This window comes from Kitasatospora sp. NPDC088391, from assembly GCF_044753345.1.
Classification (GTDB): domain Bacteria; phylum Actinomycetota; class Actinomycetes; order Streptomycetales; family Streptomycetaceae; genus Kitasatospora.
Genome location: NZ_JBIVNB010000005.1, coordinates 567980 through 583065, shown reverse-complemented (window position 1 = coordinate 583065; position 15086 = coordinate 567980). Strand labels below are relative to the sequence as shown.

Below are 15086 nucleotides of genomic sequence, written 5' to 3'. Positions count from 1 at the left end.
TCAGCCGTTGCGCGGGCCGGAGCCGGTGGAGCCGCGCATCACCAGCTCGGGCTGGAACATGAACTCGGAGCGCTGCGCCGGGTTCCCGCCGACCTCCTCCAGCAGGGCGTCGACGGCGGCCGTGGCCATCGCCTCGACCGGCTGCCGGACGGTGGTCAGCGGCGGCTCGGTGAACGCTATCAACGGCGAGTCGTCGAAGCCGACCACCGAGACGTCCTGCGGCACCGACAGCCCGCGCTGCCGGACCGCCCGGATCGCGCCGAGCGCCATCATGTCGGAGCCGCAGACGATCGCCGTGCAGCCCTTGTCGAGCAGCGCCTGGGCGGCGGCGTGCCCGCCCTCCACGCTGAACAGGGTGTGGTGGACCAGCTGTTCGGCCTGTTCGGCGGTGCGCCCGGTGAGCTGCCGCAGCGCCGCGGTGAAGCCCTCGATCTTGCGCAGCACCGGCACGTACCGCTTCTGGCCGACCGCCAGGCCGATGTTCTCGTGGCCGAGTTCCACCAGGTGCTGGACGGCCATCCACATCGCGGCCCGGTCGTCCGGCGAGATGAACGGCGCGGCGATCTTCTCGCTGTAGCCGTTGATCAGCACGAACGGGACCTGGCGGCCGGTCAGTTTGGCGTACCGGTCGTGGTCGGCGGTGGTGTCGGCGTGCAGGCCGGAGACGAACACGATGCCGGCGACGCCGCGCTCGACCAGCATCTCGACGAGTTCGTCCTCGGTGGAGCCGCCCGGGGTCTGGGTGCACAGCACCGGCGTGTAGCCGTGCCGGCTGAGCACCTGCTCGATGACCTGGGCCAGCGCCGGGAAGATGGGGTTGCTCAGCTCCGGGGTGATCAGGCCGATCAGCCCGGCGCTGCGCTGGCGCAGCCTGGTGGGGCGCTCGTAGCCGAGCACGTCCAGGGCGGCCAGCACGGTCTGCCGGGTGGTCGCGGAGACGCCCGCCTTGCCGTTGAGGACGCGGCTGACGGTGGCTTCGCTGACCCCCGCCTGCGCCGCGATGTCGGAGAGTCGCGCCGTAGTCACGATCCCAGAGCCTATTGCAACCACGTCAGACCGCCCACCATGCGGTGCTGTCGGCCGGGAGTTCGACGCCGTCCTCCGCCGCGACAGCCTCGGCGGAGGAGAGCAGCATACGGCCGGGGGCGGGGAGTCGGACGCTTTCGCCGGTGGTGTTCACGGTGCACACGAAGGAGCCCTCGGCCGAGTCGCGGCGGAACGCCAGCACGCCCTCGGGGGCGGGCAGCCAGGCGACCTCGGTGCCGGCGCCGAGCGCGGGCTGGGCACGGCGGACGGCGAGCGCGGAGCGGTACAGCTCCAGGGTCGAGGTCGGGTCGCCGGTCTGGACCTCCACCGACAGCTCGGCCCACTCGGCGGGCTGCGGCAGCCAGCTGGGGCCGCCCGGGTTCGGGCCGAAGCCGTAGGGGGCCTCGGTGCCGGACCACGGGATCGGGACCCGGCAGCCGTCGCGGTAGCCGTCCTGGCCGGCCTGCCGGAAGAAGGACGGGTCCTGGCGGACCTCGTCGGGCAGGTCGGTGACGTCGGGCAGGCCGAGTTCCTCGCCCTGGTAGAGGTAGGCGGAGCCGGGCAGCGCGAGCATCAGCAGGGTGGCGGCGCGGGCCCGGCGCAGGCCGAGGGCGCGGTCGCCGGGGGTGCGGATCTGGGTGCCGAGGCCGGCCGGGTTGGCGAACCGGGTGGCGTGCCGGGTGACGTCGTGGTTGGAGAGCACCCAGGTGGTGGGGGCGCCGACCGGGCGCATCGAGTCGAGCGAGAGGTCGATCACCTCGCGCAGCGCGGCGGCGTCCCAGCCGGTGCCCAGGTACTGGAAGTTGAACGCCTGGTGCAGTTCGTCGGGGCGGACGTAGTTGGCGGTCCGCTGGACGGTCGGGGTCCACGCCTCGGCGACGCCGATCCGGGCGCCGGGGTACTCGTCGAGGATCTTCCGCCACTCGCGGTAGATGGCGTGCACGCCGTCCTGGTCGAAGAACGGCATGACGTCGTTGCCGAGCAGCTTGAGCTGGTCGTGGCTGCCGAGGTCGGGCAGGCCGGGGGCCTTGACCATGCCGTGCGCGACGTCGATCCGGAAGCCGTCGACGCCCATGTCGAGCCAGAACCGCAGGATGGAGCGGAACTCGTCGGCGACGGCGGGGCTGTCCCAGTTGAAGTCGGGCTGCTCGGGGGCGAACAGGTGCAGGTACCAGTCGCCTGGGGTGCCGTCCGGGTCGGTGGTGCGGGTCCAGGCGGGGCCGCCGAAGATGGACTCCCAGTCGTTGGGCGGGAGTTCGCCGTTCTCGCCCTTGCCGGGGCGGAAGTGGTAGCGCTCGCGCAGCGGGGAGCCGGGGCCCTCGCGCAGCGCCCGGCGGAACCACTCGTGCCGGTCGGAGGAGTGGTTGGGGACCAGGTCGACGATGATCCGCAGGCCCAGCTCGTGGGCGTCCCGGATCAGCCCGTCGGCGTCCAGCAGGGTGCCGAACATCGGGTCGACGGCCCGGTAGTCGGCGACGTCGTAGCCGGCGTCGGCCTGCGGGGAGGCGTAGAACGGCGAGAGCCAGACCGCGTCCACGCCCAGGTCGCGCAGGTAGGGCAGGCGGGCGCGGACGCCGGGCAGGTCGCCCATGCCGTCCCCGTTGCCGTCGGCGAAGCTGCGCGGGTACACCTGGTAGATGACCGCGTCCCGCCACCAGTCGCCTCTGGCGGCGCCGGCGCTCGCTGCGGTGGTCCGAGCGGCGGGAGCGGCGGCGGGCCGGGAGGCGTCGGCCAGGTTCTGGGTCATTGGACAGTCATCCCTCGGAGGCTGTGGAAGTGACGTGGGAGTGGCGCGGGTTCGGGACTGCGCGGCGCGGGGTCAGGACTTCGCGGCGCCGGCCGTCAGACCGGTGACCAGGTGGCGCTGCACCAGGTAGAAGACGACCGCGGCGGGGAGGGCGATCAGCACCGAGGTGGCGGCCATCAGCTGCCACTGGTGGTCGTGCTCGCTGACGAAGGAGGAGAGGCCGACCGCCAGCGTGTACTTGTCGGAGGAGAGCATGAAGGTCGACGCGTAGGCGACCTCGCCCCAGGCGGTGAGGAAGGAGTAGAACGCGGCCACCGCCAGGCCGGGGCGGGCCAGCGGCAGGATCAGCCGCCAGAAGGTGCCGATCGGGGAGAGCCCGTCGACCCGGCCGGCCTCGTCGATCTCCATCGGGATGGTGTCGAAGTAGCCCTTGAGCAGCCAGGCGCAGTACGGCACGGTGGTGGACGAGTAGACCAGGATCAGGCCGGTGTAGCTGTCCAGCATGCCGAGGTTCGACAGGATGTAGTACATCGGGACGATCAGCACCGCGATCGGGAACATCTGGGTGACCAGCAGGGTCCACATCAGCTGGCGGTAGCCGGGGAAGCGCATCCGGGAGACCGCGTAGCCGGTGGAGGCGGCGATCAGCACGCCGATCAGGGTGGTGCCGCCGGCCACGATCGCCGAGTTGCCGAACCAGGTGAGGAAGTCGGTGTCGCCGAGCACCTTGCCGTAGTTGGCGAAGGTCATCTTGTCGAAGATCTTCGTCGGGTGCAGGTAGTCGTTGTCGTCCGGCCCGAACGAGATGTACGCGATGTACAGCACCGGGAACAGGGCGATCAGGCTGGCGGCGATCAGCGCGCCGTGCGAGAGCACGGCGGCCAGCGGGGAGGACTGGCCGCGCCCGCGGGCCTTGGCCGGGCGCTTCGCGGGGGCCGTTCCGGCGGCGGGGCGGTCGGCGGTGAGGGTCATGGGGCTACCTGCCTGGTCGGGTTCCTGGGGCTGGGAGGCGGTGGCGGTGCTCATCCGTTGGCCTTCTCGTTCCGGGCCAGCCAGCGGCGGTAGAAGCTGGTGAAGACGATCAGGATCGACAGCAGCAGGATTCCGTAGGTCGCGGACTGCGCGTAGTCGGAGGGCTGCTGGCCGAAGCCGAGGCGGTAGGCCCAGGTGACCAGGATCTGCGCGTCGGGGGCGCCGGAGCCGAACAGCAGGAAGATGACGGCGAACTGGTTGAAGGTCCAGATCACGCCGAGCAGCACGACGGTGGAGGAGACGGTCCGCAGGCCGGGCAGGGTGACGTGGCGGAACCGCTGCCAGGCGCTGGCGCCGTCCATCTCGGCGGCCTCGTACAGCTCCTGCGGGATCGACTGGAGTCCGCCGAGCAGCGAGATCATCATGAACGGCACGCCGACCCAGGTGTTGACCAGGATCGCGGCGGCCTTCTGCGCCAGCGGGTCGGACAGCCAGGCGGGTTCGGGCAGGTGCAGGAAGCCGAGCAGGCCGTTGACGGCGCCGCTGTCGGCGAGCATCAGCCGCCAGGAGAAGACGGTGACGAAGGTCGGGACCGCCCAGGGCAGGATCAGCACCAGCCGGTACAGGCCGCGGCCGCGCATCTTCCGGTTGAGCAGCAGCGCCAGGCCGAGGCCGATGCTGTAGTGCAGGACCACGCAGATCGCGGTCCAGGCGACGGTCCAGATGAAGTGCGACCAGAAGCGGTCGTAGGCGGTCGGCCCCCACAGGATGTCCGCGTAGTTGTCCAGCCCGATGAAGTCGAAGCTGTCCGGGATGTGGTTGACGCCGATCTGCCGGCCGACGTTGAGGCTGGTGGCGTTGGTCAGCGTCAGGTAGACGCCGCGGACCAGCGGGTAGCCGACCAGCACCCCGAGGACGACCACGACCGGCGCGATCATCGCGTACGCGTACCAGTACTTCGAGTACGACAGCTTGATGCGCTGTGCGACCGCAACTGCCATGGGTTTGCACCTTCTCCGGGGGTCCGCCGCCTGCCGCGGCGACTGCTGGGGGGCTGAAGGGGGTTCCGACGGGGTTCTGACGGGGGTTCCGACGGGGTTCCGACAGGAGAGGCCCGGCCCACCGTCAGGTGTGGGCCGGGCCGGCCGATCCGATTACTTCTTGAAGTCCGGGAGGAGCTTCGCGTAGTCGGTCGCAGTGGCGTCCAGGCCGGTCTTGATGTCCGACTGGCCCTGGACGATCTTGCCCAGGTTGGTGCCGAAGGAGCCGAACAGCGAGGCGTACTCGGGCAGTTCGGGGCGCGGCTGGGCGGAGGTGAGGATCGCCTGGAAGTCGGCGATGCCCGGGTTGGCCTTGACCTCGGCGGTGTAGGCGTCGCTGCGGGTGGGCAGGGTGCCGTTCTTCAGCGCGAGGAAGGTCTGGCTCTCGGCGGAGGTCAGGAACGCGGCGAGCTTCTCCGCGGCTTCCTTGTGGGCCTTGTCGGAGCCGGCGTAGACCGAGACGTTGTGGCCGCCGGTCGGCGCGCCGCCCTTGCCGGCGGAGCCGTTCGGGACGGCGGCGATGCCGAGGTTCTTCTTGTCGGCGAACGCGGCGCCCTTGTAGACGTTGGTGACCTCCCAGGGGCCCTGGATGATCGCCGCGACCTTGCCGCTGTTGAAGGCGTCCATCATGTGCGCGTAGGCGTCGGTGGTGACGTCGGCCTTCACGGTGCCGGGGGCGGTGAACATCGAGTTGTAGGTCTCGACGGCCTTGGCGGCCTCGGGCGAGTTGACGGTGATCTTCTTGCCCGCGGCGTCCACCATGTTGGTGCCCTCGCCGTACAGGAACGGCATGGCGTAGTAGCCGTCGCCGGCCTTCAGCCAGAAGCCGTCGACGCCGGCCTTCTCCTTCAGCTGGGCGGCGTCGGCCTTGAGCTCGTCCCAGGTCTTGGGGGCGGCGGTGATGCCGGCCTTGGCGAAGAGCTCCTTGTTGTACATCAGGCCGAGGGTGTCGGTGACCAGCGGCACGCCGTAGGTCTTGCCGGAGTACTTGGCCTGCTGGATCAGCGAGGGCTGGAAGACCGAGGCGTCGGTCAGCGCGGGGGTGCCGTCCAGCGGCTCCAGGTAGCCGGCCTTGGCGAAGGCGGAGGTCCAGCCGACCTCGGAGCGGAAGGCGTCCGGCGCGCCCTTGGCGCCCATCGCGGTCTGCAGCTTGTTCTGCGCCGTGTCGAACGGCACGTTCACGAAGTTGACCTTGATGTTCGGGTTCGCGGCCTCGAACTTCTTGACCAGCTCCTGGTAGTTCGGCGCCTCGTTGGTGGCGTTCGAGGTGTCCCAGTAGGTGATGGTGACCGGTCCGCCGTCGCCCTTGGCGTCCGAGCCGGAGCCGCTGCTGCTGCAAGCCGCCATGGAGACCGCCAGAGCCGCAACGAGAGCGGAGGCCGCGATGCCACGCCGCATGGAAACTCCTAGAAAGGTGGGGGTGCCCGAGATGGAGGTGGACGGCGCATAATGGCTGTCCCAGCCGACTGCGCCGTTGCGGCCGTCGGGCTTGACCAGGAACGTAACAGCGGCTTCATCGTTGCTGAAAGCCCTTGCAGCAAGTTTCTGCAAGATGACGGGGATCGTTACGTCCACGTGTCCTTAGAGTTGCCGTCACGCGTCTTGACCATCCGTCGCCTTGCGGAAACTCCTTGCAGTCAACGGGCCTTGGACATGCGGAAAGGCCCCCGGGAGCGGTGCTCCCGGGGGCCTTCGGACGGGCGGGTCGGCTCAGCCGGCGGTGCCCAGCCGCAGCACAGTGGTGGAGCGGAACTCCTGCCCCGGCCGCAGCTCGGTCGACGGGTACTGCGGGTGGTGCGGCGAGTCCGGGTGGTGCTGGGTCTCCAGCGCCACTCCCGCGAACGGGCCGTGCGCCGCGCCGGACGGGCCGGTGACCGAGCCGTCGAAGCCGTTCGCGGTGTACACCTGGAGGCCCGGCTCGGTGGTCAGCACCTCCAGGGTGCGGCCGCTGCCCGGGTCCGCCAGCAGTGCGGCGCGCACCGGCGGGCCGTCCGCGGGGCGCTCGCGCAGCACCCAGTTGTGGTCGTAGCCGCGCGAAAGTTTCAGCTGCGGGTGCCCCTCGGCGCCGCCCGCCGCGATCCCCTCGCCGATCGCCCGGGCCGCGGTGAAGTCGAACGGGGTGCCCGCCACCGGCTCGTACGGGCCGTACGGCACCTGCTGCTCGTTGACCGGCGTGTAGTGGTCGGCGTCCAGCGTCAGCAGGTGCCCCAGCACGTCGCCGCTGCCCTCGCCGGCCAGGTTGAAGTAGGCGTGGTTGGTCAGGTTGACCACGGTGGGCCGGGTGGTCACCGCCCGGTAGGAGATGACCAGGTCGGAGCCGGTCAGGGTGAAGTCCGCCCAGACGTCCAGCGCGCCCGGGAAGCCCTGGTCGCCGTCCGGGGAGTGCAGGTGCATCCGGACCCCGCCGGGGATCTCCTCGGCCGCCCAGACCCGGTGCGAGAAGGAGTCCGGGCCGCCGTGCAGCGTGACGCCGTGGCCGGTCGGCAGCAGCGCGAACTCCTCGCCGTCCAGGGTGATCCGACTGTCCGCGATCCGGTTGGCGAACCGGCCGACCGTCACCCCGTAGTGCCGGGCCGGGCCGAGCAGCAGGCCGACGTCGTCCGTGGTCAGCAGCACCTGGGCGGGCACGCCGTCCCGGTCCGGGGCGGTCAGGGTGTGCAGCGCCGCGCCGAGCGTGATCACGGTGGCCTCGACCGGGCCGGAGCGCAGCGTCCACCGCTCCAGGCCCACGCCCGCACCGGAGTGGTCGAAGGGTGCCCGGAGCACCTCGGTGGGCCGGTCCGACGCGGTCATGGGGCTGCTCCTCGGTTCGTGATCTTCCTGCCCGGCCAGCCTAGCCCGCTCCGGCGCGCGGCCCGGTGAGCCGCCCCCGCGCGCCGGAGCGACCGGCGGGCCGTCAGGCGCCCGGCCCGGAACCGTCGGTGGGCAGCCCGAGCGCCTCCGCGAGGCCCTCCGGCCCGGTGCCGAGCTTGCGGTGGACGGCGGCCAGCCGCTGCCGGACCAGGCCGACCGACAGCTGCAGGTGCTCGGCGATCCGCTGCGGCGGCATCCGGTGCGCCGCGAGCTCGGCGATCTGGCGCTCCTGCGGGTCCAGGGCGTCCAGCGGGGGCTGGAGCGCCCGGCTGGGCCGCAGGTTGGAGCTGGCGAGCACGTTGCGGGCCCGGATCTCCAGGCCGTCCGCGCCGCAGTGCTTGGCCAACTCCATTCCCTGGTAGAGGTGTTCGGCGGCCTCCACGCTGCGGCCGACCCCGACCAGGGCGGCGCCGAGGTCGACCAGGGCGTGCGCGTGCTCGTAGCTGGCCGGGGACAGGCCCAGCACCGCGACCGCCTCCTGCAGCAGCTCCACCGCGTGCGCGCCCTCCCAGACGCTGGCGGCCAGCCGCAGCGCGGAGCCGAGCGCCGACCGCGAACCGGACTCCTTGGCCCGGGCGATCGCGTCGTCGCCGTTCTTCCGGGCGGACGGCAGGTCCCGGTGCGCCATCGCCACCGCCAGGTGGCCGGCCCACGGGGCGTGCACCGGGGAGCGCCAGCCGCGCCGGTCCAGCCGCATGCCGGTCTCGGCCAGCACCTCGACGGCCATGTCGTAGTCGCCGCGGGAGATCAGCAGCTTGCCGTAGATCGTCGCCACGTCGGGGAGCAGCAGCGCGGTGTGGTGGTACGGCGGCGCGAAGCGGTACTTGCGGGCGATCTCGGACGCCTCGTGGGCGCGGCCGCGGGCCAGCAGGGTGTCGATCAGCGTGCCGACCAGGTTCAGCTGCAGCGGCAGGGCGTCGCCCATCCGGTCGGCGATCCGCAGGCCGCGGCGCAGGAAGTCCTCGGCCTCTGGCAGGAAGCCGCGGCGCAGCCGGGCGAAGCCCATCAGGAAGTAGGCGAAGCCCCGGTGCGCGCCGCTCCATCCGGCGATCTCGAACTCCAGCACGGCGGAGCTGAACAGCTTCTCGGCGCGGGCGAGTTCGTCGTTGTAGGCGAAGCAGAGGCCGAGCAGGGCGGGGAGTTCGAAGTTCCAGGTGGTGTTGGTCCAGCCGAGGCCGCGCGGCAGCCGGCCGTCGCACAGCGCGCTCTCGGCGGCGGCCAGCGCCTCGGCGGTGCCGCGGCCCTGGAGGGTGAGGTCCCAGGCGTGCAGGGCGCGGACCGGGCGGGCGGCCTCGCTCTCCGGGTCGACCTCGGCCACCAGTCGGGCGACCTGGGCGGCGCGCTCGGGGCCGTTGTCCTCGTCCCGGCGCAGCGCGGTGTAGAGCAGGTGGGCGACCAGCAGCCGGAGCCGGCCGGGGCCCTCGGGGGTCTGCCCGGACTCCTCCAGGCAGAGTTCGGCGGCGCCGCTCAGGTCGCCGCCGTGGGCGATCACCTCGGAGAGCCGGAAGACCGCCTCGACCCGCAGGTCGGGGCTGAGGCCGTCCTCGATGTCGAGGGCGCGGCGCAGCTGGTTGGCGGTGGACTCGGGGTCGGTGAGCAGGCTGGCGCAGGCGAGTTCGTACAGCACCTCGGCCCGGTCCTCCTCGTCCGGCGGCTCGTTGAGGGCGCGCTCCAGACAGCGGCGGGCGGCTTCGGGGGCGCCGATCGCGAGGTTCTCGGCGGCGGCCCGGCGGAGCTTGCGGACGATCAGGTCGTCGCCCTCGCCGGGGTGGGTCTCCAGCAGGTGGCGGGAGGCGGTGAGCAGCGATCCGCCGCTGTTCTCGATCACGTTGGCGGCCATGCCGTGCATGCCCGCCCGGATCGCGGGCTGGATCGACTGGTAGATCGAGGTGGCGATCAGGGGGTGGACGAACTCCAGTCGGCCGTTGGGCTGGCTGGTGAGCACCCGCAGGCGGCGCAGTTCGCGGACCGAGGCGGCGGCCTGGGCCGGGCCCTGCCCGCAGATCGCGGCGGCCAGGTCCTCCTTGATGTCGGTGCCGAGCAGGGCCGCGGCCCAGGCGAACCGGATCGAGGTGGGGCCGAGCTTGTCGAGCCAGTAGTCGAGGCCCTCGCCCCGGGCGGCGGCCGCGAGGTCGCGCAGCCGGGGCGAGTTCTCGTCGACGGGTTCGAGGTTCTGGTCGCGGACCTCGCGCAGCAGCGCCACGGTGTCGTACGGGGCTCCGGCGGTGACCGCCCAGACCTGGCGGCAGAAGGCGTCGTCGGCCTCGGCGAACTCGGCGTGCACGATCTCGGCGATCGACACCGGGCTGAGCGGCCGCAGTTCGTGCTGGCGGACGGCCTGGGCGGCGATCTGGTCGGCGTAGGGCCGGCCCTCGGCGGTGAACTCCTCGCGGTAGGCGAAGGCGAGCAGCACCGGCAGGTCGCGGGCGCGCAGCGCGAAGGAGGCGAGCCAGGCCAGCGACTCCTGGTCGACGGCGTGCAGGTCGTCGACGGCCACCACCAGCGGGGCGCGCCGGGGCGCCAGTTGGGTGATCACGAAGTCGAGGCCGTCGTGGATGCCCTGCGGGTCGATCCGCTCGACCTCGTCGGAGGGCGGTTCCAGGCCGACGGCGGGCGCGACGATGTTGTACCAGTTGCCGAACACCTCGGCGCGCTCGGACTCGTCGAGTTCGCCGAGCACCGGCAGCAGCAGTTGGCGCAGCACCCGGAACGGGGCCTGGCGCTGCCGTTCGTTGCCGCGCGCGAACAGCACGGTGGAGTCCTGCCGCGCCCCGGCGATCCGCCGGACCTGCTCCAGCACCGAGGTCTTGCCGATGCCGGGCTTGCCGTAGAAGACCAGCAGTTCGCCGATCTTGGTGCCGCCTGCGGCGAACTCGCGACACAGCCGCTCCACGGCCTGTTCGGCGGACCTCAGCTCCTGCTCGCGTTCCCAGAGCCGTTCGCCGGGCCCGACCGCCCCGCCCGCCGCACCCTGCTGCGGTCCGCCCTGTTCCTCGGCCACGTCCGTCCCTCCGCCTCGCCGTCCGGCACTCCGTTCCCGACCTTAGCGCCGCCGGGGGCCCTGCGGGCGGCGTTCGTGCAGGCCGGGGACCTGATGCAGGGTTAGTCGGTGGTGCCGGGGGCAAATGCCTTACTACTCAGGACATCTGACGATCCGATTGGGTAACGTTCGGATCACCGGGGTGTAGTGGATCTTAGTGGGGGAAGGCCATCGCCCGGGTCGGAAGACCTCGCACAGTGACCCACCGGCACAGGCTGCTCTGGAGAAACGTTGGCTGCCATACCCCCGCTTTTCTGCCCCATTCCGTCGGCCTTGCACCCCGACCACGAAGCGGTGGGGAAGAGCACCGAGCTGTGGCTCGAGGCCATGGGGTTCAGCAGTGACGCCGAGCGGCGGCGCCGCCTCCTGGCCATCGGGGCCCACGAGTTCGTCTGCCGGATCGCGAAGGACGCCGATGGCACCGTCGGGCTGGAGCTGGTCTCGCAGTGGCTGTGCAGCATGCTCACGCTCGACGACGAGTGGGACACCGGCCGACTGAGCCGGAACCCCTCCCGTGTACTCACCATAGCAGCCACGCTACTGGCTGTTATCAACTCGGCGAACTCGCATCCGCACGAATCCGATCCGTACGTCACCGCGGTCCGCGACGTGTTCCACCGGGCCCGCGAGTGGGCCCCGGCGCTGGCCGTGAAGCGTTGGGCGGACAGCCAGTTGGAGTCCTTCATGGGCGCGGCCACGGTGGTGGCGTACCGCACCGAGGGCCGGACCATGACGCTCGCCGAGTACCTGACGATCGGCCCGCTGGACCGCGGCAGCCGCTCCTGCATCGACGTCATCGAGGTCTGCGAGCGCACCGCGGTCCCGCAGTCCCAGCTGGACTCGCCGCGGGTGCACGCGCTCACCGAGGCCGCCAAGTTCCTGGTGCTGGTCTCCGCCGACCTCTACTCCTACCGGCGGGAGGACAGCCACGGCGCGCTGGAGAGCAACATCGTCGACGCGCTCCAGCGCCACCTCGGCTGCGGCCGCGAGCAGGCACTGCTGGAGGCCGCCGCCCTGCACGACCGGACGATGTGCCTGTTCCTCCGCCTGTCGGACCGCACCGCCCGCCGCGGCGGCGCCGAACTGCGGCGCTACATCCAGCAGTTGTCCAACCTGGTGAGCGGGAACCTGGAGTGGGGCTTCACCTCCGCCCGGTACGGCGAGCGCCTGCCCGGCAGCAGCCCGGTGGCCCCCCGGGCCGAGCGCCCCGCCGACGGTCGGCTCACCCCGCCGCCCTACCCGGAGATCGCCTGGTGGTGGGACCAGCTCTGGTGAGCCGGCGGCCCGGGGTTCAGCCCCGGGCCGGCAGGCAGCGGCGGACCGCCTCGATCAGCGCCCGGGAGCGGATGTCGCCGGTGACGCCGGGCTGCATGCCGTTGGTGACGTAGCCGAAGCCCAGGCCGAGCTCCGGGTCGGCGAAGCCCAGCGAGCCGCCCCGGCCGGGGTGGCCGAAGCTCGCCGGGGAGGCCATCGGCGAGGTACCGCCGTGCCGGAAGAAGCCCTGGCCGAAGGTGGTGTTGACGATCAGCACCCGGTCCGGGCCGTGCACCGAGGGGCCGGCCGCCTCGGCCAGCGTCGCCGGTCCGAACAGCGCGGGCAGCCGCTGCCCGGGGGCGTCCGTCCGGTCCGCGGCGCCGATCAGCGCCGCGTAGAACCGGGCCAGCGAGCGGGCCGTGCCGATGCCGCCCGCGCCCGGCACCTCGACGGCCCGCACCGCCGGGTCGTTCAGGTCCACGCTGCTGCGCACCGCGCCGAACGCGCGGGCGGTGAGCGAGGTCGGGTCGCCGTAGGCGTCCAGCACCGACCGCTTGGGGCGGGTCCGCATCCCGTTCGGGGCGGTCCGGGCCGCCTCCGGGGCGGGCAGGTCGACCAGCCGGCCGACCCGGCCGGCCTCCGAGCCGGGCAGGCCGATCCACAGGTCGAGGCCGAGCGGGCCGGCGATCTCCTCGGCGAAGTACCGCCCCACGCTGCGGCCGTCCGCCCGCCGCACCACCTCGCCGACCAGCCAGCCGAAGGTCAGCGGGTGGTAGCCGTGCGCGGTGCCGGGCTCCCAGGCGGGGGCCTGCGCGGCGACGGCGGCGGCCGCCGGGTCCCAGGCCAGGACGTCCTCGATCCGCAGCGGCACGTCCAGCACGGGCAGCCCGGCCTGGTGCGAGAGCAGCCAGCGGACCGGTATCCGGCCCTTGCCGGCCTGCGCGAACTCCGGCCAGTAGGAGGCGACCGGGGCGTCCAGGTCGAGCCGCCCGCGCTGCGCCAGGTGCAGGGCGGCGGCGGCCGTCAGGCCCTTGGTGACCGAGCGGAGCACCTGCGCGGTGCCCTCGCCCCAGCCGACCGCCGGGGCCGGGCGCGCGCCGACCTCGGGCCGGGCGTCGCCGCCCCACAGGTCGACCACCTTGCGGCCGTCCAGGTACAGCGCGAAGGCCGCGCCCAACTCCCCGTGCTGCCGGAAGTTGCCCGCGAACGCCTCCCGGACCGGCTCGAAGCCGTCCGCCGTGTATCCCTGGATCTCCACCCGGCCACTCTAGGCACCCCTGTCACTCCCCCTCCCACTCCCCTGTCACTCCACCGTCCACCCGATGCCGCCGATGCCGGTGGAGTAGAAGGCGCAGTGGCCGGAGGACTCGCCGACCTGCCCCGGCTGCACCGTCACCGAGTTGCCCGTCACGTCCGGCGCCCAGCCGCAGACGATGTTCGCGTGGAAGGTGACCGGGCCGCCGGTGTCGTTCCGGCAGTCGACGCCGCCGTAGAGCGGGTCGTTGTTGTGGACCCAGGTGGTGCAGTCCAGGCCCGAGCGGACGGACTCCACCGGCGCGGCGGAGGCAGGCAGGGCGGGCAGGGCGGTGCCGACCGCGACCAGCGCGGTGGCGAGGGACAGGACGACGGCACGGATCTTCAACTCTGCTCCCGGGGGCGTGATCTGACGGTTCGCCCGTTTCCTCCCCCGACAGAACACTCCGTACACCAACTCTTTCGGGTGACGGTGCCCCGGGGCCACAATGGCGGGCATGGACAACTCCGACGCCCCCGCCACCGACCTGGACGAGATCCTCGACGTGGTCGACGAGCACGACCGGGTGCTGCGCACCGCCCCCCGCTCCGAGGTCTACCGCGACGGCCTGATCCACCGCTGCGTCTTCATCCTGGTCCGCGACCCGCGCGGACGGATCTTCACCCACCGCCGCAGCCCCGCCAAGACCTTCGCCCCGAACGCCTACGACTGCTTCGTCGGCGGCGTGGTCGGCGCCGGCGAGAGCTACGCCGACGCCGCCGTCCGCGAGGCCGAGGAGGAACTGGGCGTCACCGGCCTGCGCACCCGCCCGCTGTTCCGCTTCCGCTACTCCGACGGCGAGAAGTACAGCTGGTGGTCCGACGTCCACGAGGCCGAGTGGGACGGCCCGGTCTCCCCGCAGACCTCCGAGGTCGGCTGGTACGACTGGCTGACCGAGGACGAACTCACCGAGCGCCTCGCCACCTGGGAGTTCGTCCCCGACGGCCGGGAGGCCTGGCAGCGCTACCTGGAGCTGCGCGCCACCGGCTGACCGGCCGGTCCGCGCTGTCCCCCGCCGCCCCCGACGAACTAGGGTGGGCCGCATGGCCTCCCGAACGCCGTCCGTGGCGCCCAGCGCGCAGGAACAGCCCCCCGCCCGGGCCCCCCGGCGGCGGCTCAGCGTCGACGAGCGCCGCGAGCAACTGATCGCGGTCGCCCTCGAACTGTTCTCGGACCGCGCCCCCGAGGACGTCTCGATCGACGACATCGCGGCCGCCGCCGGCGCCTCCCGCCCGCTGGTCTACCACTACTTCCCCGGCAAGCAGGCGCTCTACGAGGAGGCCCTGCGCCGGGCCGGCCGCGAACTCGCCGGCCGCTTCGAGGAGCCCGCCGACGGCCCGCTCTCCGAGCGCCTGTACCGGGTGATGGGCCGTTACCTCGACTTCGTCCAGTCGCACGCCGCCGGTTTCACCGCGCTGCTGCGCGGCGGCTCGGTCGCCGCCAGCCCGGACGCCGACGCCGTCATCGACCAGGTCCGGCGGGCCGCCCAGAAGCAGATCCTCTGGCACCTCGGCCTGCCCGACCCCGGCCCGACGCTGCGCCGCACCGTCCGGGCCTGGATCGCCAACGCCGAGATCAGCTCGCTGGACTGGCTCGCCGACAAGCCCGTCCCGGTCGAGACCCTCCAGCTCCAACTGGTCCAGGAACTGGTCGCCGCCCTCGCCGTCGCCGCCACCCGCGAACCCGAACTCGCCGCCCTGCTCGGCGAGTTCTTCGCCACCGAACAGCCCGACGGCCCCACCGCCCGCCTGGTCCGCGACCTCGCCACCACCCTCGCCGCCCCCGCCCTCACCGACGCCCTCCTCCGCCTCGCCACCCCACCGGCCCCCTGAGCGGCTCACCGGCCCTCCCCGCCCCGGC

12 protein-coding genes are annotated in these 15086 nt (G+C 72.6%); 3 read left to right on the top strand and 9 right to left on the bottom strand.

Annotation, left to right across the window (positions count from 1 at the left end; all coding sequences use genetic code 11):
• From ACIQBJ_RS19190 to ACIQBJ_RS19160, 7 genes are all read right to left on the bottom strand, one after another.
• On the bottom strand, positions 1–1026 hold the full coding sequence (locus tag ACIQBJ_RS19190) for a LacI family DNA-binding transcriptional regulator (protein WP_400711264.1): 1026 nt from the start codon (positions 1024–1026) through the stop codon (positions 1–3).
• A gap of 25 nt (positions 1027–1051) precedes the next feature.
• Positions 1052–2773 (bottom strand): glycoside hydrolase family 13 protein, encoded by a 1722-nt coding sequence (locus tag ACIQBJ_RS19185; protein ID WP_400711261.1) that lies wholly within the window; start codon positions 2771–2773, stop codon positions 1052–1054.
• A gap of 72 nt (positions 2774–2845) precedes the next feature.
• The gene (locus ACIQBJ_RS19180; protein WP_400711258.1) at positions 2846–3799 is read right to left on the bottom strand and encodes a sugar ABC transporter permease; all 954 of its coding nucleotides are present in this window, start codon (positions 3797–3799) and stop codon (positions 2846–2848) included.
• Positions 3796–4746: a carbohydrate ABC transporter permease gene (locus ACIQBJ_RS19175; protein WP_400711256.1), complete on the bottom strand. Its 951-nt coding sequence runs from the start codon at positions 4744–4746 to the stop codon at positions 3796–3798. The genes ACIQBJ_RS19180 and ACIQBJ_RS19175 overlap by 4 nt, the downstream gene beginning before the upstream one ends.
• Before the next feature lie 153 nt (positions 4747–4899).
• The gene (locus tag ACIQBJ_RS19170) at positions 4900–6183 is read right to left on the bottom strand and encodes an extracellular solute-binding protein (protein WP_400711253.1); all 1284 of its coding nucleotides are present in this window, start codon (positions 6181–6183) and stop codon (positions 4900–4902) included.
• A 312-nt stretch (positions 6184–6495) separates the two neighbouring features.
• The gene (locus ACIQBJ_RS19165; RefSeq protein WP_400711250.1) at positions 6496–7578 is read right to left on the bottom strand and encodes an aldose epimerase family protein; all 1083 of its coding nucleotides are present in this window, start codon (positions 7576–7578) and stop codon (positions 6496–6498) included.
• Between the two features lie 103 nt (positions 7579–7681).
• Positions 7682–10639 (bottom strand): ATP-binding protein, encoded by a 2958-nt coding sequence (locus tag ACIQBJ_RS19160; protein ID WP_400711247.1) that lies wholly within the window; start codon positions 10637–10639, stop codon positions 7682–7684.
• Positions 10640–10972: 333 nt separating this feature from the next.
• Between ACIQBJ_RS19160 and ACIQBJ_RS19155 the strand changes: the two genes are divergently transcribed.
• Entirely contained in the window at positions 10973–11953 is a 981-nt protein-coding gene (locus ACIQBJ_RS19155; RefSeq protein ID WP_400711244.1) for a hypothetical protein, read from the top strand.
• A gap of 16 nt (positions 11954–11969) precedes the next feature.
• Here the strand turns inward: ACIQBJ_RS19155 and ACIQBJ_RS19150 are convergent, their stop codons facing one another.
• Both ACIQBJ_RS19150 and ACIQBJ_RS19145 read right to left on the bottom strand, forming a co-directional pair.
• The gene (locus tag ACIQBJ_RS19150; RefSeq protein ID WP_400711241.1) at positions 11970–13190 is read right to left on the bottom strand and encodes a serine hydrolase domain-containing protein; all 1221 of its coding nucleotides are present in this window, start codon (positions 13188–13190) and stop codon (positions 11970–11972) included.
• 45 nt (positions 13191–13235) lie between these two features.
• A complete protein-coding gene (locus ACIQBJ_RS19145; RefSeq protein ID WP_400711238.1) occupies positions 13236–13574 on the bottom strand; it encodes a hypothetical protein in 339 nt (112 codons plus the stop codon).
• Between the two features lie 109 nt (positions 13575–13683).
• On the opposite strand from ACIQBJ_RS19145, the gene ACIQBJ_RS19140 reads away from it, so the two are divergent.
• Positions 13684–14217: an NUDIX hydrolase gene (locus ACIQBJ_RS19140; protein WP_400711235.1), complete on the top strand. Its 534-nt coding sequence runs from the start codon at positions 13684–13686 to the stop codon at positions 14215–14217.
• Between the two features lie 52 nt (positions 14218–14269).
• Positions 14270–15058, top strand: coding sequence for a TetR/AcrR family transcriptional regulator (locus ACIQBJ_RS19135; RefSeq protein WP_400711232.1), 789 nt, complete (start codon positions 14270–14272; stop codon positions 15056–15058).
• The last annotated feature ends 28 nt before the right edge of the window (positions 15059–15086 follow it).